This is a genomic window from Candidatus Schneideria nysicola (assembly GCF_019923565.1).
GTDB lineage: Bacteria > Pseudomonadota > Gammaproteobacteria > Enterobacterales > Enterobacteriaceae > Schneideria > Schneideria nysicola.
Genome location: NZ_CP074435.1, coordinates 30,102 through 56,034, shown reverse-complemented (window position 1 = coordinate 56,034; position 25,933 = coordinate 30,102). Strand labels below are relative to the sequence as shown.

At 26.2% G+C, this 25,933-nt stretch carries 25 protein-coding genes, 1 tRNA gene, 1 other RNA gene and 2 pseudogenes; 10 read left to right on the top strand and 19 right to left on the bottom strand.

Features of this window, described 5'->3' with window-relative positions; genetic code table 11:
- Nucleotides 1-18 precede the first annotated feature (18 nt).
- The 4 genes from mutY to KEC37_RS00280 all read left to right on the top strand — a co-directional run bounded on the left by mutY (nt 19) and on the right by KEC37_RS00280 (nt 4,139).
- A complete protein-coding gene (mutY, locus tag KEC37_RS00295) occupies nt 19-1,068 on the top strand; it encodes an A/G-specific adenine glycosylase (RefSeq protein ID WP_223139640.1) in 1,050 nt (349 codons plus the stop codon).
- Between the two features lie 28 nt (nt 1,069-1,096).
- Entirely contained in the window at nt 1,097-1,351 is a 255-nt protein-coding gene (locus KEC37_RS00290) for an oxidative damage protection protein (RefSeq protein ID WP_223139639.1), read from the top strand.
- 42 nt (nt 1,352-1,393) lie between these two features.
- Nucleotides 1,394-2,509 carry a membrane-bound lytic murein transglycosylase MltC gene (gene mltC, locus KEC37_RS00285; RefSeq protein WP_223139638.1) on the top strand — a complete coding sequence of 372 codons (1,116 nt, stop codon included), beginning with the start codon at nt 1,394-1,396 and terminating at the stop codon, nt 2,507-2,509.
- A gap of 124 nt (nt 2,510-2,633) precedes the next feature.
- Nucleotides 2,634-4,139 carry an inorganic phosphate transporter gene (locus KEC37_RS00280; RefSeq protein ID WP_223139637.1) on the top strand — a complete coding sequence of 502 codons (1,506 nt, stop codon included), beginning with the start codon at nt 2,634-2,636 and terminating at the stop codon, nt 4,137-4,139.
- 31 nt (nt 4,140-4,170) lie between these two features.
- Here KEC37_RS00280 and gap read toward each other — a convergent pair whose 3' ends face one another.
- Nucleotides 4,171-5,163: a type I glyceraldehyde-3-phosphate dehydrogenase gene (gene gap, locus KEC37_RS00275; protein ID WP_223139636.1), complete on the bottom strand. Its 993-nt coding sequence runs from the start codon at nt 5,161-5,163 to the stop codon at nt 4,171-4,173.
- 143 nt (nt 5,164-5,306) lie between these two features.
- Entirely contained in the window at nt 5,307-5,876 is a 570-nt protein-coding gene (gmhB, locus tag KEC37_RS00270; RefSeq protein WP_223139635.1) for a D-glycero-beta-D-manno-heptose 1,7-bisphosphate 7-phosphatase, read from the bottom strand.
- A 127-nt stretch (nt 5,877-6,003) separates the two neighbouring features.
- Between gmhB and folA the strand changes: the two genes are divergently transcribed.
- A complete protein-coding gene (gene folA, locus KEC37_RS00265) occupies nt 6,004-6,534 on the top strand; it encodes a type 3 dihydrofolate reductase (protein WP_223139634.1) in 531 nt (176 codons plus the stop codon).
- Here the strand turns inward: folA and KEC37_RS02925 are convergent.
- Both KEC37_RS02925 and folE read right to left on the bottom strand, forming a co-directional pair.
- Nucleotides 6,531-6,867, bottom strand: a pseudogene (locus KEC37_RS02925) (peptidoglycan DD-metalloendopeptidase family protein); the annotation flags it as partial. The gene folA and the pseudogene KEC37_RS02925 sit on opposite strands and share 4 nt — an antisense overlap.
- A 145-nt stretch (nt 6,868-7,012) precedes the next feature.
- A complete protein-coding gene (gene folE / locus KEC37_RS00255; RefSeq protein ID WP_223139633.1) occupies nt 7,013-7,693 on the bottom strand; it encodes a GTP cyclohydrolase I FolE in 681 nt (226 codons plus the stop codon).
- 225 nt (nt 7,694-7,918) lie between these two features.
- On the opposite strand from folE, the gene KEC37_RS00250 reads away from it, so the two are divergent.
- A complete protein-coding gene (locus tag KEC37_RS00250) occupies nt 7,919-9,313 on the top strand; it encodes a uracil-xanthine permease family protein (protein ID WP_223139632.1) in 1,395 nt (464 codons plus the stop codon).
- A 2-nt stretch (nt 9,314-9,315) separates the two neighbouring features.
- Here the strand turns inward: KEC37_RS00250 and KEC37_RS00245 are convergent, their stop codons facing one another.
- Nucleotides 9,316-9,522, bottom strand: coding sequence for a hypothetical protein (locus KEC37_RS00245; protein WP_223138675.1), 207 nt, complete (start codon nt 9,520-9,522; stop codon nt 9,316-9,318).
- A 96-nt stretch (nt 9,523-9,618) separates the two neighbouring features.
- Entirely contained in the window at nt 9,619-11,133 is a 1,515-nt protein-coding gene (locus KEC37_RS00240; protein WP_223139631.1) for a UbiD family decarboxylase, read from the bottom strand.
- A 183-nt stretch (nt 11,134-11,316) separates the two neighbouring features.
- Here KEC37_RS00240 and KEC37_RS00235 point away from each other — a divergent pair, with 183 nt between their 5' ends.
- The 3 genes from KEC37_RS00235 (at nt 11,317) to KEC37_RS00225 (ending at nt 13,697) form a co-directional block, all read left to right on the top strand.
- Nucleotides 11,317-11,829 (top strand): Hsp20 family protein, encoded by a 513-nt coding sequence (locus KEC37_RS00235; protein ID WP_223139630.1) that lies wholly within the window; start codon nt 11,317-11,319, stop codon nt 11,827-11,829.
- Nucleotides 11,830-11,924: 95 nt separating this feature from the next.
- Nucleotides 11,925-12,194, top strand: coding sequence for a hypothetical protein (locus tag KEC37_RS00230; protein WP_223138672.1), 270 nt, complete (start codon nt 11,925-11,927; stop codon nt 12,192-12,194).
- A 276-nt stretch (nt 12,195-12,470) separates the two neighbouring features.
- On the top strand, nt 12,471-13,697 hold the full coding sequence (locus KEC37_RS00225; RefSeq protein ID WP_223139629.1) for an MFS transporter: 1,227 nt from the start codon (nt 12,471-12,473) through the stop codon (nt 13,695-13,697).
- Here the strand turns inward: KEC37_RS00225 and topA are convergent.
- The 8 genes and pseudogenes from topA to KEC37_RS00185 all read right to left on the bottom strand — a co-directional run bounded on the left by topA (nt 13,690) and on the right by KEC37_RS00185 (nt 23,094).
- A complete protein-coding gene (topA, locus tag KEC37_RS00220) occupies nt 13,690-15,738 on the bottom strand; it encodes a type I DNA topoisomerase (protein ID WP_223139628.1) in 2,049 nt (682 codons plus the stop codon). The two genes, KEC37_RS00225 and topA, sit on opposite strands and share 8 nt — an antisense overlap.
- Before the next feature lie 4 nt (nt 15,739-15,742).
- Nucleotides 15,743-16,678: a protease modulator HflC gene (gene hflC, locus KEC37_RS00215; protein WP_223139627.1), complete on the bottom strand. Its 936-nt coding sequence runs from the start codon at nt 16,676-16,678 to the stop codon at nt 15,743-15,745.
- Entirely contained in the window at nt 16,678-17,859 is a 1,182-nt protein-coding gene (gene hflK, locus KEC37_RS00210; RefSeq protein ID WP_223139626.1) for an FtsH protease activity modulator HflK, read from the bottom strand. Before hflK ends, hflC begins: the two co-directional genes overlap by 1 nt.
- A gap of 66 nt (nt 17,860-17,925) precedes the next feature.
- The gene (gene hfq / locus KEC37_RS00205) at nt 17,926-18,198 is read right to left on the bottom strand and encodes an RNA chaperone Hfq (RefSeq protein WP_223139145.1); all 273 of its coding nucleotides are present in this window, start codon (nt 18,196-18,198) and stop codon (nt 17,926-17,928) included.
- Between the two features lie 133 nt (nt 18,199-18,331).
- Nucleotides 18,332-19,270 (bottom strand): annotated as a pseudogene (gene miaA / locus KEC37_RS00200) (tRNA (adenosine(37)-N6)-dimethylallyltransferase MiaA); the annotation flags it as partial.
- Nucleotides 19,260-21,020: a DNA mismatch repair endonuclease MutL gene (gene mutL / locus KEC37_RS00195; RefSeq protein WP_223139624.1), complete on the bottom strand. Its 1,761-nt coding sequence runs from the start codon at nt 21,018-21,020 to the stop codon at nt 19,260-19,262. The gene mutL and the pseudogene miaA, both read right to left, overlap by 11 nt.
- A gap of 50 nt (nt 21,021-21,070) precedes the next feature.
- Nucleotides 21,071-21,553 carry a tRNA (adenosine(37)-N6)-threonylcarbamoyltransferase complex ATPase subunit type 1 TsaE gene (tsaE, locus tag KEC37_RS00190; protein ID WP_223139623.1) on the bottom strand — a complete coding sequence of 161 codons (483 nt, stop codon included), beginning with the start codon at nt 21,551-21,553 and terminating at the stop codon, nt 21,071-21,073.
- Nucleotides 21,550-23,094, bottom strand: coding sequence for an NAD(P)H-hydrate dehydratase (locus tag KEC37_RS00185; protein ID WP_223139622.1), 1,545 nt, complete (start codon nt 23,092-23,094; stop codon nt 21,550-21,552). Before KEC37_RS00185 ends, tsaE begins: the two co-directional genes overlap by 4 nt.
- Before the next feature lie 95 nt (nt 23,095-23,189).
- On the opposite strand from KEC37_RS00185, the gene ffs reads away from it, so the two are divergent.
- Nucleotides 23,190-23,284: signal recognition particle sRNA small type (gene ffs / locus KEC37_RS00180), an RNA gene on the top strand.
- Nucleotides 23,285-23,360: 76 nt separating this feature from the next.
- Here ffs and KEC37_RS00175 read toward each other — a convergent pair.
- From KEC37_RS00175 to alaC, 5 genes are all read right to left on the bottom strand, one after another.
- A tRNA-Pro gene (locus KEC37_RS00175) sits at nt 23,361-23,434 on the bottom strand.
- Nucleotides 23,435-23,475: 41 nt separating this feature from the next.
- Nucleotides 23,476-23,934, bottom strand: a complete 459-nt coding sequence (gene rplI, locus KEC37_RS00170) for a 50S ribosomal protein L9 (protein ID WP_223139621.1) — start codon at nt 23,932-23,934, stop codon at nt 23,476-23,478.
- Nucleotides 23,935-23,965: 31 nt separating this feature from the next.
- Nucleotides 23,966-24,193, bottom strand: coding sequence for a 30S ribosomal protein S18 (gene rpsR / locus KEC37_RS00165; protein ID WP_223139140.1), 228 nt, complete (start codon nt 24,191-24,193; stop codon nt 23,966-23,968).
- Nucleotides 24,194-24,235: 42 nt separating this feature from the next.
- Entirely contained in the window at nt 24,236-24,592 is a 357-nt protein-coding gene (gene rpsF / locus KEC37_RS00160; RefSeq protein WP_223139139.1) for a 30S ribosomal protein S6, read from the bottom strand.
- A gap of 54 nt (nt 24,593-24,646) precedes the next feature.
- Nucleotides 24,647-25,882 (bottom strand): alanine transaminase, encoded by a 1,236-nt coding sequence (alaC, locus tag KEC37_RS00155; protein ID WP_223139620.1) that lies wholly within the window; start codon nt 25,880-25,882, stop codon nt 24,647-24,649.
- Nucleotides 25,883-25,933: the final 51 nt, after the last annotated feature.

Genomic DNA, 25,933 nt, shown 5'->3' with positions numbered 1-25,933 from the left:
GGATTTCTTAATATATCTATGAAGGATCAATATTTTTTTGTATCTCAATTACTTAATTGGTATAGTAAATATGGAAGACATTCTTTACCTTGGCAAAGAGATAAAACTCCTTATAAAGTCTGGTTATCAGAAATAATGTTACAACAAACACAAGTAAAAACAGTTATTCCATATTTTCAACGTTTTATTATTATATTTCCAAATTTTAAAGAATTAGCTTTATCTTCTTTAGATTTAGTAATGTATGAATGGACTGGATTAGGATATTATAATAGAGCATATAATTTGCATAAAACTGCAAAAATTGTTCATGAAAAATATAATGGAGAACTACCATCCGATTTATATTCTCTTCTATCTTTGCCAGGGATTGGTAGATCTACTGCTGGAGCGATACTCTCTTTTGCATTTAATAAAAGATATTCTATTCTCGATACTAATGTAAAAAGAGTATTAATACGATATTATATGATAGAAGGTTATCCAAATAATAAAATAGTAGAAAATTATTTATGGAAATTACTTGATGAATTAATGCCTGTAGAACATTCTACACAATTTAATCAAGCAATGATGGATATCGGTGCTCAAATTTGTACTCATTCTAATCCTAAATGTATAATATGTCCATTACATATTAAATGTCAAAGCTATCTTAAAAAATGTTGGATGAAATATCCTATTAAAAAAATTAAAGAAAAATTACCAAGAAAAAGTACTTGGTTCTTAATTTTACAATCTAAAAATACTGTTTGGCTTGAAAAAAGATCATTAAAAGGAATTTGGGGTGGTCTTTTTTGTTTTCCACAATTTCCAGATTTGGAAAAATTAGAAATATTTATTTTAAATAAAGGAGTACAAATATCACAATATAGAAAATTATCTACTATAAATCATTCTTTTAGCCATTTTCATATTGATATACATCCTATTTTTTTAAATATTAGTAATATTAGATTAAATCTAAATGAAAGAATAGGTTTTTGGTTTCATTGGAAAGTAAAGCCATTTATAGGTCTTTCTACTCCAGTAAGATATTTATTAAAAAAAGTAGAACAAATAAATTAATTATCAAGAATATATTATTTTTTTAATTATGATTAATAAAAAGAAAGAAAAAATTTATTGTCTTTTCATGCAATGCCAATCTGAAAAACAAGATTTTCAAGTCTATCCAGGAAAGTTAGGTAAATATATTTATGAAAATATTTCTAAGGAAGCTTGGAAAAAGTGGACTATTAGACAAACAATAATAATTAATGAAAAAAAATTAAATATGCTAAATATAACAGATCGTAATTTATTAGAAGAAGAGATGAAAAGATTTCTCTTGAAAAAGAGAGATGATTAAAAAAATTTTTTATAAAAAAATGAATAAATTCTCATTTATAGTATGAAAAAGTTTTTTATGTTATTAATTATTGTTTCTTTTTGTATTTCCTGTTCCTCTAATACATTTACTATAGATGAATCTTATTCTAAGGATATTAATAGTTTTAATATTTTATTAAATCAATTTTCTAATAATATTGAAAATATTTGGGGAATTAATGAAATTTTAATACCTAGATCAAAAGATTATATTAACTATACTCAGAGTTGTAAAATACGTAGCCATATCAGTTTTGATTTTGGTATTATTACTTTTGAACGTATTGTCGATGAAGGTTCAATTACACAATTGAGAAAATTAATAATTAGTACATTATTAATTTTACACAAAAATATAAATTTTAAATTTTTTTGTTCTAAAATTGATCAACAATATTTAAAAGGTGAACCGATTCTTTATAGAGAACTTTTAGAAGATGGAAAAATAAATAGATGGAAAAAAAGAGTAGTTTGCTTCACGGATTATTTATTAAAAAATCATTTACAAACTAGACTTTCTGGACAAAAAATTATCCAATCTATTATTATTCATGTAGTCTCAAATCACGTTGATAAAAGAGCAAATAAATATTTAGGAATAGTAAAACAAGCTTCTAAAAGATATGGAGTTGATCAATCTTTGATATTAGCAATAATTCAAATTGAATCTAGTTTTAATCCACATGCAGTAAGTCATGCGGATGCTTTAGGTTTGATGCAAATTGTACAACATAGTGCTGGTCGTGATGTATTTAAAATGAAAGGAAAGTGGGGGCAACCAAGTCGAAAGTATTTATTTAATCCAGCGAATAATATTGATATAGGCACAGCTTATTTATCTATTTTACAAAATCATTATTTAAATGGAATTAGCAATCCGATTTCTCGTTCTTATGCAGTAATTACTGCTTATCATAGTGGAGTAGGGAGTGTACTAAAAGTTTTTTCAAGTAATCAGAGTAAAGCCATTAAAATTATTAATCAAATGCAACCGGAAGAAGTTTATAAAATACTATGTACAAAACATCCTTCCGAAGAATCACGTCGTTATTTACATAAAGTAAATGTACTGAAAAAAAATTACCAGATTTGGCAAAATTTTTCTCTTCCTTTCTCATTTCCATATAACAATAAATAAGCTAATAACACTTTTATTGAAATCTATAGAATAATTAATAAGATTAATATTCATTAATGATAAAAAATGATAGAATTTGTTTCTTCTAACCATAAGATCGCTATTTTTAAATAGCGAAAAATATATGTTATATTTTTTTACAGATCATACCAATATGATGTTGGTATCTGCATTAGTTTTTATACTAGTATATGAAACTATAAATGGATTTCATGATACTGCAAATGCAGTAGCAATTGTTATCTATACTCAAGCTATGCATGCTAGATTAGCAGTAATTATGTCAGGTATATTTAATTTTCTTGGTGTATTAATGGGAGGATTAAGTGTAGCCTATGCTATAGTTCATCTAATCAATATTGAGTTATTATTAAATGTTGATTCCATTCATGGACTAGCTATTATTTTCTCGATATTGTCGGCTGCAATTTTATGGAATATTCTCACATGGTATTTTGGATTACCAATATCCAGTTCTCATACTTTAATTGGTGCAATAGTTGGAGTTGGATTAATGCATGCAATGATTGCACATACTTCTTTACTCAAAGCATTAAATATTCCGAATTTGATGGATATATTATTATCTTTAACTATTTCTCCAATAATAGGGTTATGTTTATCTAGTATAATTATCATTTGCTATCATTTTTTTTATAAAAAAATGAAAAAAAATACTAATGATAGATTATCTATTTCTAATAATAAATGTCCTCCTCCATTTTGGACACGTTGTGCTTTAATTTTATCTTCAGCAGGAGTAAGTTTTTCCCATGGAGCTAATGATGGACAAAAAGGTATTGGTTTAATTATGTTAGCCTTAATAAGTATTGCTCCATCTAGTTTTTTAATCAATATCAACGCCAATAGTTGTGAAATTAGACGTACAAGGGATGCTATTGATTCGCTTCAAAAGTATTATTCTCATAATAATCAAGTATTTAATAAAATTGCAATCGATACGCACTCCTTATTTCTAAGGGGAATAGAAGAAAAGAATCCACCTCTATCTTCTTCATTAGAAGATAGGAATAATAATATTGCCCCTTTTCTAAAAGCTATTAATGTAGCTCTATTAATGATTGATAATATTCAAAGTTACGATCAATTAAATATAGAAAAAAGATTACATCTTAGAAAATTATTAATATATATATCAGATATAACCGATCAAGTAGCAAAATTACAGGAAATTTCTTCTCAAGAGAAACAGTTTTTAAGAAATTTATATATTGATCTCGTAGAAACAATAGAATATGCGCCTCTTTGGATTATTATAATTGTGGCTATTGCGCTTTCTCTAGGGACTATAGTCGGTTGGAAAAGAATTGCTATTACTCTTGGAGAGAAGATTGGTTCAGGAGGAATCACATATATACAGGGTTTATCAGTACAAATTACCGCTACTCTCTCTATAGGTGCTGCTAGTTATACTGGGATGCCTGTTTCAACAACGCATGTAGTATCTTCTGCAGTATTAGGAGCGATGTTAGCAGAAAAGAGAAGTGTAGGACAAAAAGTTATAAAAAATATTATTATGGCATGGTTATTAACTTTACCGGTTGCAATCATTTTAGCAAGCTTAATATATTTTTTAATATTAAATATTAGTAAAATTTTCCCCCTATAAAGGGGGAATGCTACAATTAATTGATTATTTACTAACTAATATGAAAAATCATATCTATTAATTTATTGGAATAACCCGTTTCATTATCATACCAAGCTACTAATTTCATAAAATTTTTGTTAAGAGCAATACCCGCTTTTGCATCAAAAATAGAAGTGCATTTTTCTCCGTTGAAATCTGTAGATACTACATTTTCTTCTGTATAACCAATAATATTTTTAAACTCATTTTCAGAAGCCTCTTTTATAAGAGAACAAATTTCTTGGTAAGAAGTATCTCTTTTTATATGTACTGTTAAATCAACAACAGAAACATTTAATGTTGGTACTCTAAATGACATACCAGTAATCTTTCCTTCTAAATTAGGAATAACTTTTCCTACTGCTTTAGCCGCACCGGTCGATGATGGAATAATGTTATGATAGGCCGCACGACCTCCTCTCCAATCTTTATATGATGCACCATCAACTGTCTTTTGAGTAGCAGTAACAGCATGAACAGTAGTCATCAGTGCTTGTATAATACTATATTTATCATTTATAACCTTAACTAAGGGGGCTAAACAATTTGTAGTACAGGATGCATTAGAGATAATATCTTGTCCTACATAATCATTATGATTAACACCCATAATAAACATTGGTGTATTATCTTTTGGTGGTGCACTTAAAATTACTTTTTTAGCACCAGATTTTATGTGTGATCTTGCAGTATCATCCGTTAAAAATAGTCCAGTTGATTCTATTACAATATCAATACCCATATCTCCCCAATTTATATCAATTGGATTTTTTTTAGAAGAACAAAAAATTTTTTTATTATTTACAATTAAATTATTATCTATGACTTCTATTGATCCTTTAAAAGGACCGTGTGTGGAATCATATTTTAACATATATGCAATATAATTAGTATCTAATAGATCATTAATAGCTATTACTTCAATGTCTTTACGTTCTTCTATAGCACGAAAAATAACACGACCAATTCTACCAAAACCATTAATTCCGACTCGAATACTCATTACTCCCTCCATTTTATCTATAGACAATACTAAAATTTCTCAAAAAAAGTATATAACGTCAAGTATAATATATTAATTCTTTTTTTTTAATAATAAGGAAATAAGATTATTTTTTAAATTTCTTTATATATAAAATATTTTACTTAAATATTGTTATTTTGAATATTTTTAATTAATTTTGGTAGTTTGGAAAAACTATTAATTATTCTATATTGATGTATCATCTCTCCTTGTTTTTTTTCATTAGATAAAAATATTGGATGACCAATTCCAGCTAATTTAGCTGCTAACATATCTTCTTTTTTATCACCTATCATATAGGAAGAAGACATATTAATATTGAAATATTTTTTTGCATTAAGTAACATTCCTGGATTAGGTTTTCTACATATACAATCTTTTCTAAAAGAGGGAATGATTGCATTAGGATGATGTGGACAATAAAAAAAAGCATCTATATTAATCTTAAATTTCGATAAAAAATTAATAATCCATTTGGTTAATTTTATAAATTGTATTTCATTAAAAATACCGCGTGCAATACCTGATTGATTAGTTATCATAATAAGAAGGAAATCCATTTTATTTAAAATTTGCATAGCTTCAATGACACCATTAAAAAAATGAAAATCTTTTACTTTATATATATAACCTTTATCTATATTAATAGTTCCATCACGATCAAAAAAAATAGCTGAGGTAGTTTGTTTCATATTTATTTAAAAATCTCCTTAATTTATGATTACTATTTTAATAGATTAAATCAAATTAAATTTAATCTATTAAAATAGATTCCATATTTTTTAAAATTAATTTATTATAAATAGGAAATTATAAATAATGAATATTAGTTTAATCGCTTCATTAACACCTAATCATACTATTGGTATTAATAATACTATACCATGGTATTTACCCGTAGATAGAGGATGGTTTAAAAAACATACTATTAATAAACCTATTATTATGGGTAGAAAAACTTTTGATTCTATAGGCAGAATACCTTTACCTAATAGATATAATATAGTTATTAGTCGTTATATTAATAAAAAAAATAATTTTCTGTTTGATGACTGTAGAAAAAATATAGAGTGGGTAACAGATATAAACCAAGCATTAGATAAAGTTAATAATATACCTGAAATTATGATTATTGGAGGAGGAGAAATATATAGAGAATTTTTAGGTATAGCTAATCGTTTATATTTAACATATGTTTATACTGATATAGAAGGGAATATAAAATTTCCTAATTATGAAAAAATTAGTAATTGGAAAATTATTTTTAATAAAATTAATTATTTTAACAACCGTAATAAATATACTTGTTGTTTTAAAATTTTAGAACGTTGTGGAGTAAATAATATTTAAAAAAGACATATTGGATTGATAGCATATCCTTTATAATGAATTTCTAAATTTAATTTTACTGAAGATGTCCCAGTACTACCCATTGTAGCTATTTTTTCCATATTGAACTTCCTCTTTAGAAAAAAGAGTATCATTATGAGCATATGTACTAAAATAATTATTCTCATGTTTAATAATAATTAATTTTCCATATCCACATAAAGCATTACCTGTATAAACAACTTTTCCTTTAGCAATAGAAAATATTGGTTGACCTTTAATTCTTAATATATCAATTCCTGAATTTTCTTTTTTCAAATCTATAATCACTTTTGAAATTGTAGGCCAATACCATTCTATTGATTTATCTAATGCATTTATAATAGATTTTGGATAAATGATCCTCTCCAAAATTTTAATATATTGATATTCATTTTTATTAAAAAGAGAAGATAGAAAAGAAATATTATTTTATAATTTTGAAAATATAAAGAAGGGATTATTTATAAGAATGCTCTTTAGCCAATAGAAATTCCTGACGAAATTTTTTATTAGATTCAAATATTCCTCCTAATGAAGTAGTAGTAAAGATACTAGTCATATCTCTAATTCCTCTTGCTTTCACACAATAATGCATTGCATCTATAGAAATAGCTACATTATTAGTTTCTAATAAAGTTTGTAATGCTAGTAAAATTTGTTTAGTTAATCTTTCTTGAATTTGTGGTCTTTGAGAAAAAAATTTTACAATACGACTTATTTTTGAAAATCCAATTCTATTTTTTTGAGGAATATAAGAAATAGTTACTTTTCCATCAAAAATTAAGAAATGATGTTCACAAATACTAGTAAATAATAGATTATTTACTGTTATTATTTCATTAATTCTATTTGTTTTATTTTTTTCATTTTCTTTGTTAAGAAGATTTATTTCTGGAAAATTAGCATAATTTAATCCAGAAAAAATTTCTTCAGTGTACATATGTGCAATTCTATTAGGAGTATCTAAAAGATTATTATCTTCATTAATATTTAGTAAATCTAAAATTTTCTTTATATATTTAGCAATAAGATTTTTCTTTATAGAAATATTTATTTTTTCTTTTTTTAAAGGTAATTCTAAATGATGAGAAACTAATGCTTTATGTACTAATAAAGCTTCTTTTCTTAAATGATTCATTTTACTTTTCTCCAAAAGTAAAGAAAATGATTAGAATTTTTCTATCTTAATATTAATTTTTAATATAATATTCAAAATATTAGAAACTATGTCTCTTTAATAAAGAAATATAACATAAATATTTTCAAAATATTATAATAATAAGCTAAAATCTACTAGTCATAGTAAATCTATTGTAGAATTAATTTTTTATAATAATTTCTAACAATTTTTAGGAGAAAATTCATGACTATATTTTCTATTATAAAAAATAATAGAAATATAAATAATTTTCGTAAAAGTGAACTAATTTATCATATTGATGATTGTCCTCCTATTGCAGAGATAATATTTCTTGCTTTTCAACATCTACTAGCAATATGTTTAGCAGTAATTACTCCCGCTTTAATAATTTGTCAGTCTTTAAATTTACCAATAGAAGATACCAAACATATCGTAAGTATGTCTCTATTTTCTTCAGGATTAGCATCTATTTTACAAATAAAAACTTGGGGTCCAATAGGATCCGGTTTATTATCTATTCAAGGAACAAGTTTTAATTTTGTTAATCCTTTAATTATTGCTGGAACAACATTAAAAGATAATGGTGCAGATATTACAACTATGATGGCTACATTATTTGGGACATTAATGATAGCTTCTTTCACCGAAATTTTTATTTCTAGGATATTACATTTATTAAAAGATATTATTACTCCACTTATTTCAGGTATTATAGTAGTGATCATAGGAATTTCTTTAATACAAGTTAGTTTAATATCCATTGGTGGTGGAGTATCAGCAATAACTAATCATAGTTTTGGAGAACCTAAGAATATAATATTAGCTGCTTCTGTACTTTTTTTTATTTTACTTTTTCATCGTCAGAATAATACTTGTTTTAGAGTTGCTTCACTACTCATTTCTACATTAATTGGTTGTTTTTTTGCTTGGACAAATGATATGTTACCAAATAATGTGACACCTTTATCTGAATTAAAATTAACTATTGTACTTCCTACTCCACTATATTATGGATTAAATTTTGATTTAAGTTTACTTCTACCATTAATATTAGTTTTTATAATTACTTCTTTTGAAGCTGTTGGTGATATTACAGCTACAGCTGATGTGTCAGAACAACCTATATATGGATCAGATTATATGAATAGATTAAAAGGAGGAGTTTTAGCTAATGGAATAAATTCTATGTTTTCAACAATATTTAATACTTTTCCAAATTCGTGCTTTAGTCAAAATAATAGTTTAATTCAGCTAACTGGTGTAGCTAGTCGTTATGTAGGTTTTGCTGTTGCTTTTATGCTAATATTACTTGGAATATTCCCAATATTTAGTGAATTAATTCAATATATTCCTGAACCAGTATTAGGAGGAGTAACTATATTTATGTTTGGAACTATTGCTGCTTCAGGTATAAGAATTCTATCACGCGAGAATATTAATAGACGTGCGATGATAATTATTGCTTTATCTTTATCATTAGGATTAGGAGTCTCTCAACAACCACAAATATTGCAATTTGCACCACAATGGGTAAAAACTTTATTTTCTTCAGGTATAACTACTGGTGGTATAACTGCTATAATTTTAAATTTATTTCTTCCTATTGAAAAAAAATAATATTATAAATAACTCTTTTTTTGCAATTCAAAATATTTAATTCTTTCCCAATCTTCTCGACATTCTACACTACAAAAATTTCCTTTAGTTGGTTCATCACAATAATAACAACGTCCATTTAGTGGTAATATACGTTCTTTATGTAAAGATATTGCATGTTGACGAAAAGCTTCCTCATTTTGACTAGCTATATCTACATCATCAGCCATAATAAATTTCCTATTAATTTTTATTTATTTTTTAATAAAAAGAATTTTGATTATATTATTAATTTATAATATGTAAATATTTTATATATTCTATATTTAATTTTTTGAAAAAAAATTAAAAGATGAAATATCAATTTCCTTAAATTGACTACGTTTAAATTTATTCTTTAAAGTAAAAGGTACTGTACTATCAAAAATAGTTTTACAAGTAATACCAGGATGTTGTATAGATGAGCTAAAATTTGGATCTGAAGAAGGATCAAGTGGATGACAACGTACTCCAGGTATAAATATCGTACTTTTATCTCCTTGATAACGTGTTGTTAAAGACCATATTACATCATTCATATCAAAGATATCGACATCTTCATCTACTAAAATTACATGTTTAATTTCAGAAAAAATAGAAAATGCTAATAATGCTGCTTGTCTTTGTTTCCCTTCATCATTAATAGATCTCTTTCTTATTTGTAGAATAGCAAGATATTTTCCACCTCCAGATGTTGGACAATGAACATTAATAACTAATTCAGGTAAAGCATTTTGTGTTATTTTTAAAATACTAGCTTCAGTTGGAATTCCAGCTATATTAGTATGTTCATCACTTGAACCAATACATGTTTGAAAAATAGGATTATGTTTTGTAGTAATTGCTTTTACTTTAATAATAGGTAATGCTTTTTTAGCATAACCAGTATATCCAGTAAATTCGGGCATTGATTTTCCAGTATTAGTATTATTATCTTCTGCTATACGAACATTAGGTAATAATTCTCCTTCTATAACTATTTCAGAATGAGAAATAGCTAAAGCATCTACAAATAGACATTTAACTAATTTTATTGGTTTTTTACGTAAACTTCCTGCAATAGATAATTCATCAAAACCTAGTGGAGTAGTAGGAGGTTCAAAACAAGTACTTATTGTAATAGCAGGATCTATACCTATATTGATTGAAATAGGTAATGATTTTCCATATGATTCAGCTTCTTGATAAAAAATATCTAAATGACGACCAGGAACAGAATAAATTGATAATTCGTCTTTACTTTGTACACATAAACGGTGAATAGAAATATCATACTGATTTTTTTCTATATTAGAAGTATAACACATACCTAAAGTAATATAATGACCAGCATCTTCTTCAGTAATGATTGGAATAGGTAAAATTTTCAAAATATCAAAATTTTTATCAGTAGATTTATAAATTATTTCTTGACACAAACCTTTCTCTGTAGAGATTTGAGGAGGAATAGGATTATCTAATGCTTCTTTTAATAAAAAAGCTAATTGTTCTTTTTTTGTATGAAATAAATGAGCAATACGTTGACGTGAACATAATAAACCAATTAAAATTTTTATATGAGGATAATCTTTAATATTATTAAATAATATAGCAGGACCTGATTTTGTAGGTCGCATAATAGTACCATAAGCTCCAATATATCGGTATATTGAAGATAATTCTAAAATTGGATTTACAGAGTCATTTGTATAGATAATTTCATTCTTAATATGATTAAGTAATTCTATTGAATTTTGTAGATCCCATTCTTTTTCTTCTGATTTCGAAGTTAAATATTGATTATTTTTATGAAAAGTATTCATAATGAATCCTATTTTAAACGAATAAATTTATAAAAAAATAAATTTATTTATATATATCTTACTAATATAAAATAAATAATTTTATATTTAAACAAATAAATATATATCTATTGAAAAAATATTATTTATCCCCATATTTATCTCGTAAAATAAGTTTACTATTAATTTTTTTAGGGAGGTTTTATGACTTACCGTTCATTTTCCCTTATTCCTTCTTTTACAAATAATTTATTATCGGAAAGATTTTCACAAATGGATAATTTATTTAGTAGACTTACAGGAGAAAAACCTTTATCAGATATTCCTTCTTATAATTTATTACAGAAAGACAGAGACAATTATGAATTAACAGTTAGTGTTCCAGGCTATAGTAAAGAGGAACTAGATATATCAGTATTAGAGAATCAACTTTCTATAGTTGGAAAACCTACTCTTAATAATCAAAATGAAGAAATGTTGTCTTCTACTTCTAAAGAAGAAAAAAAAGTTGAAAAATGGTTGAATAAAGGATTTAGTAAAGTACCTTTTTCTTTAAATTTTAATTTAGATCATCGTATAAATATAAAATATGCTGATCTTGATAAAGGATTATTATCATTAAAATTTTGTTATGAAATTCCTGAAGGAGAGAAACCTAAAAAAGTGGTTATTGGTGTTAATAAAGAATCATCAAATGTTATAGAACATAGTAAATAATAGTTTTTATGTAGTTTATATAGTTAGGCGTCCTTTTTTTAAAGGACGCCAACTTATTTCTTATTTTATAATTTAAAATATATTGAGGTAATTTTATGTCTTCTCTCATTATGAATACTCATAATGCTGTTAAAGCATTAAAAGATTCAGGTATTGAAGAAATTCAAGCAGAGAAAATTGTTGAAGTAATCGTTGACTTACAAAGTCTTACTATTACAACAAAAGAAGATTTAAGAGAAGTAAAAGAAAGTATAAAAAGAGATATATCACTGATTAAAGTAGATATGGATTGGGCAAAAAAATTAATATTAGTAACAGGTATTGCTGTTATCATTGCGGCTCTTAAGTATATTTTTATTGGATAAAAAATAATATACTATTCTCTTTTTATTCTTTAAAATATTTATTACTCTTCAAATTTTAGGATAATCATTATTTCTATAATTCTATTTTTAGAAAAAATTTTTCTCTCTAATAAAGAGGGTATTTTTTCTAAATATTTATCATATAATCATTTTATTCTTCTACAATGTAAAATATATCTAATATTTAAAATATTCATTTTTAATATATAAGATATATTATAAAATATTTCATTAAAATTATTATAGAATTTTAATTCCCAATAAAATATATAAATTATGTATAATTTTTCATTATTTAAAAATGGAAATATATTATTTCCCTTTAGTTTAGTATTATTTGAATTCACTGTTTATATTGCTAATGATATGATTCAACCTTCTATGTTAGAAGTAGTAAAAAATTTTAATGTTGGTATAGAATGGATACCTACTTCTCTAACCGCTTATTTAGCAGGAGGAGGATGCTTAGAATGGTTTTTTGGTCCTTTATCTGATCAAAGAGGAAGAAGATCTGTAATGCTTATTGGGGTATTATTTTTTACAATTACTTGTTTAGCTATATTATTAGTATCAACTATTGAACAATTTATAATGATGCGATTTTTACAAGGTATAGGTTTATGTTTTATAGGTTCTGTTGGTTATGCAACCATTCAAGAAGCATTTGAAGAAGTAATGTGTATAAGAATTATTGCTATGATGGCTAATGTTGCTTTAATTGCTCCATTATTAGGTCCTTTAGCAGGGGCTCTATTGATTCATATTCTATCTTGGCAAACTATGTTTTTAATATTTGCTTTTTTAAGTTTAATCTCTTTTATAGGTTTGTGGCTTTTTATGCCAGAAACAGTAAAAATTAAAGAAAAAGAATTATCTTTTACTCCTTTATGGAAAGATTATAAAAAGCTTTTTTTAGATCCTAATTTTATGAGTGGGGCATTAGCAACAGGTTTTTCTAATATTCCATTACTTGCTTGGATAGCTTTATCACCCATTATTTTAATTAATGAAGAAAAATTTTCTATATTTTTTTATGCAATCTTACAATTACCTATTTTTGGAGGATTAATTTTAGGTAATATAATATTACATCAATTTATTGAAAATATTAATATATTAAAAATGGTTAATATTGGATACAAACCAATGATATTAGGACTAATTATTGCAGGAAGTTCAGCTTTTTCATTAATAATGGATAAAGTATGGATATTAATATTTGGATTAAGTATTTATTCATTTGGATTAGGGATTATAAACGCTTGTTTAACACGATTAACATTATTTACTATTGAAGTAAGTAAAGGAACCGTATCTGCAGCTATGGGTATGATAGGAATGATAGTATTTATTTTAGGAATAGAAATATCTAAAATAGCATATTTATGTGGTAAATTATGGGCTTTAGGTATATTTAATTTATTTGGAGGATGTTGTTGTCTTATATCCATATTAATTTTTCTTTCTTTACAAGAAAGAAAAAAATCTCTATCAATCAAATAATGGAATGTTCAAAAAAGTATTCTTTACACATGGGATAATTACTACATATAGAAATATATAGTTTTGTATGATCGATCAAATAATCGTCCATTCTTATATGACATTTTGGACATAACAGAGGATTTAAAACCATTCTTTTTCTTTTTTGAATCAATAATAATTTACTATTTTTGCAAATTTTTGGAATTCTTGTATATCCTAAACATTGAATAAATGTCCCTGTATTAATAGTAATTAATCCCATTTTTTTCTCACAAAAAGAGCATTTTATATTAGTTGAATTAATTAGATTTAAACACATTCCTCCTAAATTAGGATTTTTTTCCGCTTTGTGAAGCTGTTGGCAAAATTTTTCAAAAAAATTATCAAGTACATTACGCCAAATTTTTTTATTTGAAGCTATTTCATCTAGAGTATTCTCCATATCTGCCGTAAAATTATAGTTCATTAATTCTGGAAAGTTTTCAACAAGCCTATCATTTACAATCTCACCAATTTTATTAGTATAAAATACTTTATTTTCTAAACGAACATAACCCCTTTTTTTTATGGTTGAAAGAATAGCACTATAAGTAGAAGGTCTACCAATTCCTCTTTTTTCTAGTTCCTTCACTAAGGAAGCCTCACTATAACGTAATGGAGGTTTACTCATTGTTTTTTTCGATATGACTTTATTTAATTTTAAAATAGAATTTGATTGGATTGAAGATAAATCATGATTAGAAGAAGAATCAACTCTTTTTTTTAAAGTAGATACTGAAGAGAGTATTGGTAAAATTCTAGTCCATCCATCGAATCGTAATTGATCTTCCTCTGCAAGTAACTGAAAATTTTTTGTATAAATAGTTAATAATGTTCTTTCATATTGAGCAGGTACAACTTGAGAAGCAATAAATCTAGACCAAATTAATTGATAAAGATTTTTCATATCATGATTGAATTTTACAATTTTAGGATGATTTAATGTAATATTAATATCTGATGGTCGAATAGCCTCGTGTGCTTCTTGTATGCATTGTCTTTTATTATAATATATATTAGGATTATCAGGGAGATAATTTTGACCGAAAGAATTAAAAATATAATGACGTGCCATTTTTATGGTATCTTGATTAATATGAGTAGAATCAGTACGTATATAACTAATATATCCAAGTTCATATAGTTGTTGTGCTATTAACATGGTCTTATTCACATTATAACCCAATAAAATACTAGCACTTTGTTGTAAGGTAGAGGTAGTGAAAGGTGCTAAGGATTTACTTAAAATAGATTGTTTCTTTATATTGCTAACATAAAAATTACTCTTTTTAAGTATTATAGTAGCTGATTGAATTTTTTCTTTATTATCAGGTTCAAATCTTGTACCATTATAATGAGTTATTTTTGCTAAGATAGAATGATTCTCATGAGTTTCTAATCTTACATAGAGTTTCCAGTTTTCCTTAGGAACAAATAATCTAATCTCTCTTTCTCTATCTACTATCAATCTTACTGCAACCGACTGTACTCTTCCAGCAGATAATCCAGGAGAAATTTTTTTCCATAATAAAGGAGAAATCATATATCCAACTATACGATCCATAAAACGTCTGGTTTGTTGAGCATGGACCTTATTAATATTAATATCAATCGGATTATTAAAAGCTTCTTTTATAGATTTTTCAGTAATTTCATTAAATAGTATCCTACTATATCTATTTTGCTCACCAAGTATAAATTTTAAATGCCAAGCAATAGCTTCACCTTCTCTATCCATATCTGTAGCAAGATAAATATGATTAACGGTATTAGAGAGTTTTTTTATATTATTTACAATTGTTTGTTTATCAGGTAAAATCAAATAATGTGCAAACCATTTATTATAAGGTTCAATTCCAATATTACTTCCAATATTACTAAAATTCGATTTATTTTTGATAAATTTATTAGGAATATCGCGAACATGTCCCATAGTAGATTTTACAATATAATTTTTTCCTAAATATTTAGAAATAGTTTTTGATTTTGTTGGAGATTCTACAATAACTAGATAGCGCATAAGATTAATAATCTTGTTTTATATTCATAAAAGGTAAGAAATTATTATTTAACTTCAATATCATAATATCTTCTCTTTTATTAAAACTATTTTCATAAGCTCTTAATCTTCGAATAAAAGAATAAAATTCCGGATAATCAGAAAAGGCCTTCGCATATAATTTAGCTGTTTCTGCATCTGCATCTCCTTTAATAATTAAAGATTGATGTTCAGCTTCTGCTAAAATACGAGTGACTTCATAATCAGCCAATGCTCTTAATTTTTCTGCTTCTTCTTGACCTTGTGATCTATGATAACGAGCTACTGCTTCACGTTCTGCACGCATTCGCTGATATATTGCATCAGATACTTCAGTAGGTAAATTAATTTGTTTAATACGTACATCTATCACTTGTATTCCTAATACTGCCATACTATTGAGGTTATTTTCGGTATTAAAATGTTCTCTTGTATAATTTTCAGAGGTTCCATAATTGAGTGATTCACGTATATCTGCCATCAATTTATTTCTAAAATCTGTTACAATACTTTTTACATCAAGTTTTCCTAATTCAGAACGTAAACGATCAGAAAATTTTCTTTTTAATAAAATTTCTGCTTGTGATATATCTCCTCCTCCTGTTGCTAAATAATAACGACTAAAATCACTAATTCTCCATTTAATATAGGAATCGATAATTAAGTCTTTTTTTTCTAATGTTACAAAACGATCAGCTTGATTTTCCATAGTTTGTATACGTGCGTCAAGATTCTTGACCGTATCAATCATTGGATACTTAATATGTAATCCAGGATTATAGATAATAGGATTTTTTTCATCATCACGTATTACTTTTCCAAATCGTAATACTATTCCTTTTTGACCTTCTTTTACTACAAAGAACATGCTATATAATCCTAAAAACAGCATAGTAAAAATTAGAATAATAGTATTACGCATTAATTACTCCTTTCGATAAACCGATCTCTTGCTATATTTCTAATAGTATTATTTTTTGAATTACTTTCCTTCTTATAATTTTTAGGAGGACTACTATCATGAAGAAATATCTGATTATTATTTATATTACTATCATCATTTTTATTTTGTAGTAATTTATCAAGAGACATTATAAGAAGATTATTAGTATCATCAACAATAACTTTTTTTGTACAATTTAATATTTTTTCCATCGTTTGAATGTAAAGACGTTCTTTAGTAATAGAAGGAGCAAGATTATATTCCGGTAAAAGTTTAGATAGACGCTCTATTTCTCCTTTTGCTTCTAATATCGTTCTTACTTTATAAGCTCTTCCTTCTTCTAAAATACGTTGTGCTTTACCGTTAGCACGAGGTCTAACTTCATTAGCATAAGCTTCAGCTTCTCTTATATATTGTTGCTCATTTTCTCGAGCTGCAATAGCATCATCAAAAGCTGCCTTTACCTCTTCAGGAGGACGTGCTAATTGAAAATTTACATCTAATAAATCTATCCCTATATTATAGGGCTGTATAATCTCTTCTAGTACACGTTGTGTATCGCTACGCACAATAGTGCGACCTTCCGTTAAAATTTTATCCATAGTATATTTACCTATTATCCCTCTTAATGCACTATCTGTAGCTTGATGTAAACTATTATCTGCATTAATTACACTAAATAAATAAAATCTCGGATTGGTTATACGATACTGTACATTCATTTCTACTTTGACTACATTTTCATCAGAAGTTAGCATAATACCACAAGCTGCAATTTCTCTGACAGATTCTATATTAACTGCTGTTACCGTATCAATAAACGTAGGTTTCCAATTTAAACCTGGTTGAACTAAACGATTAAATTTTCCGAAGCGAAGTACAACCCCTTTTTCAGCTTCTTTAATAGTATAAAAACCACTTCCTATCCAAGCAACGATGACTGCAGTTATAATATAACTAAGATGTCGATTCTGTTGTAATGATTTATTTGTAGCGTTTTTATTTTTTTTACTAAAAAAGTAACGTAATTTTTCTCTTATTCTCTGAATAGATTCTATATTGATAGATTTTTCTTTACGACTTTTTATTGTTTCTTTATGACTTTGATTACCCCATGGGTCACGGTCATTACCCTGATTATTGGTATGATTCCACTCCATGTTTTGACTCCATTAATTAATAAATAAGATGGATGGTGATTATTAAACAAGATATATAGAAGAATATTATTTTTTATTAGAGGTGGTATTTTCCTTATTATCAGGATTAGTACTATTTATATTATTATTATGAATAATGGCATGTAATGGAACAATAGTGGAAATAGCATGTTTGTAAACTATTTGACTTCCCGTATTTTTTAATAAAATGACAAACTGATCAAAAGATTCGATTTGTCCCTGTAATTTAATTCCATTTACTAAATAAATGGAAACGGGAATACGTTCTCGACGTAGTGTATTTAGGAATGGATTTTGTAAAGATTCTCTTTTTGACATGTTATTTTAGCCTTTATTATTTCAATCATTAAAAAAGTAAAATTTAGTATAAAAATATTGCTGCATAAATTTTAAATGGCATCAATTTTAAAAAGAAAATAACAAGCCAATTCTTTTCTTTTTTTAGAAAAGATAAAATTTCATTAATATTTTTTTCAATATCATTATTACTCAGCCAATATGCTTCTTTCCAACTTTTTAACCAGGTTATTTGTCTTTTAGCAAATTTTTTTGTTGCACTAATTACAGAATTCACCATGAAGTCATAATTTATTTCATTAGATAAATATTCCCACATTTGTCGATATCCAATAGAACGAATAGATGACATATTTTGATTTAAATCACCACGAGTAAATAGTGTATATACTTCATTTTCAAATCCATTAAATAACATTTTATAAAATCGATTTTCTATACGCTTTTGTAAATGTAAACGATCTGATGGGACCATAATAAATTGATATACTTTATATGGCAGTACGAATTTAGGGTGAGTATTTATTAATTCTGTTACTGTTTTACCTGATATTAAGAACACTTCTAAAGCTCTAGAGAGTCTTTGAATATCATTTGGATGAATGTGTTTTGCTATAATTGGATCAATTTCTTCTAAATATTGATAGAGTTTTTTCCATCCTCTTAATTTTGCTTTATTTTTAAGATATTCACGTATTTCAATATTTTTTTTAGGGAGTGCAGAATGTAACCCTTCTAACAGAACTTTAAAGTAAAGTAATGTACCACCCACTAATAAAGGAATTCTACCTAATTCTGTGATCCTTTTCATCTCAAAAAGTGCATCATGATAAAAATTTGCTACTGAATAAGATTCACTAGGATCAAGAATATCTATTAATAATGGATTAATTACTTTTCTTTCTTGATGACTTAATTTAGCAGTACCAATATCCATCCCTTTATATATTTTAACAGAATCAACACTAATAATTTCTATCTCTTTGATTTTATGAAATAATTCTATTGCAAGTTTAGTTTTATTAGAAGCAGTAGTTCCCATTAAAAATATAGCTAATGGGATTGTAGTATTATTTATATTTTTATATATCATTATTATTTCGTAGCGAATCAATAGCAGATTCTATATTTAATGTTACTATAATATTTGGAGGAGGTGTATGAATCCAATTTGGAAAAAAAAGTTCAATTTTATAAAATAAATCAATCGCTTTAAAATAATTCCAATGAGTAGTATGAGATTCTATCCAATTTATAATCCAATTTACAGCATTTTTCTGTAGAAGTTTATTCTTATATAGAAGAATATCATATGATTGTGAATAAATATATTTTAAAAAATCTATTATAAAATTTTGTAAATTATTTATTTGTCTAAGTGAAGATGGTAATCCTTTTAATTGAGCTCCATTTTCATCTATTGTGATTAAAAATCCCATATTTTTCAATAAATTTTCATGATTTTTTAATATTTTTATTTCTTCTATTCGTAAAGGGATTCTTATTGGAATAATCAAACGATGAATAGAATTATATGGATTATTTTCATATGTTGAATTCAAAAACATTGTAATAAGATAAGATTCTGCTTTAGATAAAGAAAATAAGTATATTTTTTCAAAAGATTCTATTAATGCATAACAAGGTTTTAAAATAGTTAAAATTCTACCTAATCTTTTGTTATTCATTTTAAGAAAATTTTCTGGTAAATTTTTTTTATTTTTTTGATCTTGTGTTTGATATTGTAAAGAATTAGAATGTGGTAAAATTAATTTTTGTTTTTGTTCTAATTGCCATTGAATGAAGTCTGATGTTTCTTTCTCAGTACGAATTGACTTTATAGGAAAATAAATTGCAGAATTTTTTAAAGAATAGAATATCGCTTGATAGATCAAATGATGTATAACTCTTTCTTGATAAAATTTTATACTTTTTTTATTAGGATGTATATTAATATCTATTAAATTTGGATCTATATCTAGATATAATATATAAGATGGTTTTTTCAATGAAAAATGATAAAATGCTTGACAAACAGCATGATTAATTAATAAATCTTTTACCATTCTTTTATTAATATAAATATATTGTATATTAGAAGTAATGGTGACAGTAGGATTGATTATCCATCCTTTAATAATAATATCCTCTTCCTTTTTATAGATGGATATACTGTTTTTAGTAAATGTTGAACCACATAAAGAATTTAATCGAAGTAAATATTCTTTTTCTGTTTTAGCTAATTTATAATGATGTATAACTTCTTTGTGATGTCGTAAAATAAATGTTACATTAAACCAAGCTAAAGCAATACAACGGACGAGTGTAGTAATGTGTGTAAATTCTGTTTTATCTGTGCGAAGAATTTTGCGTTTTACGGGTATATTATAAAATATATCTAATACTTCTATTGAAGTTCCAATAGGATGAGCAGTAGGAAAAATATCAGTAGTATTTCCTCCTTCACAATATATCTTCCATGCTTCATTTTGATTCGGTGGACGTGATGTTAAAGATAATCTTGATATGGCACTAATACTTGATAAAGCTTCACCTCTAAATCCCATACTCTTAATTATTTTTAAATCATCAAATTGACGAATTTTACTAGTGGCATGACGTGCTAGTGCAATTTTCATCTCTGATTTGTTAATACCATGTCCATTATCACGAATACAAATCGATTTATTTCCTCCACACTCAATATCAATATAAATAGATGTAGCATTAGCATCTAGACTATTTTCTAAAAGTTCTTTTACAATAGAAGTAGGATATTGTATTGATTCACCTGCAGCAATACATTTAACAACTTTTGGTGGAAGTATCTGAATAAATGACATAAGATAGTTAGATATTTACTAGTCTACAATTAGAACGGATGGATAAGATATTAATATCTTATCTTCTTATTAAAAGAAGATAAGATTTTTTGGCCTTTTAAAGTCATTCCTAACAAATTGACTGTTCGAATTAAACTATTATCTTTATATTCAAATAATAGAGATATATCTGCTTGTGGTAATATTTTTTCAAATTTGGGCCATTCTATCAAGTAAATAGATTTTTGACAAAAAAAATCTCTTATTCCAATAAATTCTAATTCTTCCGCATATTGTATGCGATAAAGATCAATATGATATATTAAAATATGAGAAAATATATATTTTTCAAATATATTATAAGTAGGACTTTTTACATTACCAGTATATCCTATAGCTTGTAAAAAACCATTACAGAATGTAGTTTTTCCAATGCCAATTTTTCCACTAAGATAAATAATACAGGGAGCATAACAAAAACAAGCTATAGCTTTTCCTAAATCAATAGCTTGTTTTTTATTTAGTATATCTATATTTATATTTTTTATATTCATATTTTTAATTTTAATTTATTAATATCATTAATATTAATAAATTTATATATATTATTTAATAAATCTGTTGCTAATATACCTCGTATTCCTTTTTCTTTTGCTAAATTATCTGCTGCAGAACCATGAATAATACATCCAATACATGCAGAGTCATATAATGAGAAATTTTGTGATAACAATCCACATATAATTCCTGATAATAAGTCACCCATTCCACCAGAAGCCATACTAGCATTTCCTACATCTACGATAGATAAATGATTCTTCTCTAGAATCAATGTTCCAGCACTTTTTAATACTACAACACCTCCATAATATTTATATAAATTGTTAATAGAAAGAATATAATTCGTTTCTATTTGAGAAACATTTAGATTTAATAATCTTGCTGCTTCTCCTAAATGTGGAGTAATAATTCTATTATTATTTTTATTAGGATATAATGAAAGTAAATTTAAAGCATCAGCATCCCATAACATAGGTTTATCATAATTTTCTAATATAGATAGAGCATTCTTACCCCATTTATCTATTCCTAATCCTGGACCTATTAGAATAATATCTGACCAAGATAATGCATTTTCAAGAGAAGAATTAGTTAATTTTCTTACTATTAATTCAGGTCTTCTGGAAAGAAATCCAGATATATGAGATTCTCTTGTTAATATTTGTACTAATCCTGCACCAGAACGTAATGCCGCCTCACCTGCTATTAAGACTGATCCAGCTAAACCATAATCTCCTCCTATGATTAATAAACGACCATTATTTCCTTTATGACAACAAGGATCTCTAGATGGTATCCATTTTAATAAGCTTTTTGTTGTTAGACGTCTTATTCCTGATTTTTTCTTAACTAATAATTTATTAGAACCTAAGTCATCAAAGTGTAGTTGTCCAACTACACTTCTTGCTTTTCCAATTAATAAACCAGTTTTAATTGCAATAAAAGTTTGGGTATGAGTTGCTTGAATAACATCACCAGGAATGGTTCCTGTTTTCGCCATTAAACCAGAAGGAATATCCAAAGAAAAAATGGGTACAGAATTTTTTATAGAATAACTATTTGCCTTTTTAATTAAAGAGGAATATAGAACATTTGGAGCATCTCTTAAACCTATTCCCAATAATGCATCAATAATAATATCTACTTGTGGCCAAGGAGCATCATAAGTCAAAATATTTTGATTCATATTTATCCAGTTATTTTTAGCTTGTGTAGCATGAGGAGATGATAAAGGTGTAAAGATACGATCTTCTGTACAACAAGATAATACTGTTACTTTTTTTCCAACAGATAATGCTAACATAGCAAGAATATAACCATCTCCACCATTATTACCATTCCCAGTTAATATAAGCCAATGATCTAGAAAGGGATAGAGCCAATTAAKACGACGAAAAGCTGCTCTACCAGCTCTTTGCATGAGTTGATAAGATGTTAACTTTAAATCTTTTATCATTTGTAATTCTATTACTTTTATTAAATCAGGAGTATATACAAGTTCATATGAATAATTTTCATCATATTTTTCTTCCATTTTATATTCCTTTTATTTTAGATAAAATTAAAATAATATTTGTCAAATTTTATGATAGATATTAAAATATTATATTTAGAATTTTTGAGGTTTTTATCAAATTCTCTTACAACATGAAATTTATAAAATCGGTCAGATTCGGAAGAAAGCAGCCGTAGTAAGTATAGTGTGTGTTTGATTATTTGATATAAAACCTCATTTTTTACGGAAATATTTTTTAGTGAGCTCTAATAGAATTGAATGGGTTATTGGTTTTATCTTACAGATCGGCATGAGAGGAGTTGAACCTCTGACCTCCGGTACCCCATACCGGTGCGCTACCAAGCTGCGCTACATGCCGTATTAATAAAGTCATTTTTTTATTCTTATTTACTTTATATTTTATTTTTTATTTGTAATAATCACAGTTAAGTTAACAATAACATCATTATGTAAATGAATTTTTACTGGATAAGTACCAGCAGTACGCAATATTCCATTTGGTAATTTTATTTCACGCTTAGAAATAGATATTCCTGCTGTATTAAGAGCATGAGCAATATCACGTATCCCTACTGAACCAAACAATTTTCCTTCTTTACCTACTTTAGAAAATATTGTGATAACGTCACCTAATAAATTATTAATTTTTTTAGCACGTTCTTTAGCATCATCTAATTTTTTTAATAGTTCTGACTGAATATGATTACGACTATTGTTAACATAAATAATATTTTTTTTAGTTGCTGGTAATGCTTTTCCTCTAGGAATTAAAAAATTTCTAGCATATCCTCCTTTCACACTAACTTCTTCACCTAAATTTCCAATTTGCTTAATTTTCTCAAGCAAGATTATTCTCATTGATATTTACCTCAATAATAATAAAAATTAATTATTTATGTTGATCAGTATAAGGTAATAAGGATAAATAACGTGCACGTTTAACAGCACGAGATAATTGTCTTTGATATTTTGCACAAGTACCAGTAATTCGACTTGGAACAATTTTTCCACTTTCTGTAATAAACCCTTTTAATATAGCAATATCTTTATAATCAATTTCCAAAATTTTTTCTGCAGTAAATTTACAGAACTTACGACGACGGATATAACGCGTCATGTATAAAATCTCCTTAAATATTAATTAATATTAAAATAAAAATTAGATTTCATTTTCAATTATTGTTGTTAACTTATTATTATCTTTCATCATAATAGATTGTTGAGTTATAGCAAATTTCATACGTATAATCATACTACGTATAATAGCAGTATTAAAACGAATAGATGATTGAAGATTCTTCAAGATATTGCATGGTACTTCTACATTTAATAGAATATAATGTGCTTTATGTAATTTATTAATAGGATATGCTAATTGACGACGACCCCAATCTTCTATACGATGAATTACTCCTTCATTATTTTTAGTAATTATAGAACGATAATTTTCAATTATATTTGATATTTGATCACTTTGATCAGGATGAATTATAAAAACAATTTCGTAATGACGCATAAATTCTTCTCCATAAGAAACTCTATTTCTTAATCATTCAATATTATTTATTCTTTATAAATATGATTTTTCTTTTATTTTTTTTATAGGTATAATTCCATCAGATCGAAACATTAATTTAATTCCTCTAATTGCTTGCCGAATACGATATTGATTCTCTACTAAAGCAAAACGTACATGTGTATCACCATAATGTCCAAATCCAATACCTGGAGAAACACACACTTTAGCTTTATTTAAAAGCTTTTTAGCAAATTCTAATGATCCTAGATGAGAATAATTATTTGGAATTTTTGCCCATATATACATTGAGGCTTTTGGCGTGTCTACTATCCAATTAGCTTCATATAAACCATTAACTAATATATCACGACGTTTCTGATATTGATCAACTATTTCTTTTACACAATTTTGCTCTGCTTTTAATGCGGTAATTGCTGCAATTTGCAGTGGTATAAATGTTCCATAATCGTGATAACTTTTAATACGAGCAAGTGCATTAACTAATTCATTATTACCAACCATAAACCCTATACGCCAACCAGCCATATTATAGCTTTTAGATAAAGTAAAAAATTCAACAGCAACTTCTTTAGCATGAGGAATTTGCATAATAGATGGTGCTTTCCATCCATCATAAACAATATCGGCATAAGCTAAATCATGTACTACTAAAATATTATATTTTCTTGCAAGTGTAATTATTTCTTCAAAAAAATCTAATTCAACACATTTTGCTGTTGGATTAGATGGAAATCCAAATATAATCATTTTAGGTTTAGGAATACTATTTTGAATAATTTTTTTTATTTCTTGTAAAAAATCTACTTCATCTATAAGTGGTATTGATAAAACTTGAGCTCCTGCATTAACGGCACCATAAATATGAATAGGATAACTTGGATTAGGAACTAATACGGTATCACCATAATCTAAAGTAGCTAACATTAAATGAGATAATCCTTCTTTAGATCCAATAGTCACTATTACTTCTTTTTCAGGATTCATAGATACATTATATCGAGAATCATACCAATGAGAAATGGCTTTTCTTAATCCAAGAATACCTCGAGAAATAGAATATCCATGTATATCTTTACGATGAAGAACACTACAAAGTTTTTCTACTATATGAATAGGAGTAGGTTGATCTGGATTCCCCATACTCAGATCAATAATATCTTGACCTTGACGACGTGCTATCATTTTTAATTCAGCAGTAATATTAAATACATAAGGAGGGAGACGTTCAATACGTGTAAAGTGACGCTTAGAAGATAATTCAGTCATAGCATCCTCTAAATAAAAAAAATATCATTCATTTTATTTTAATAATAATCA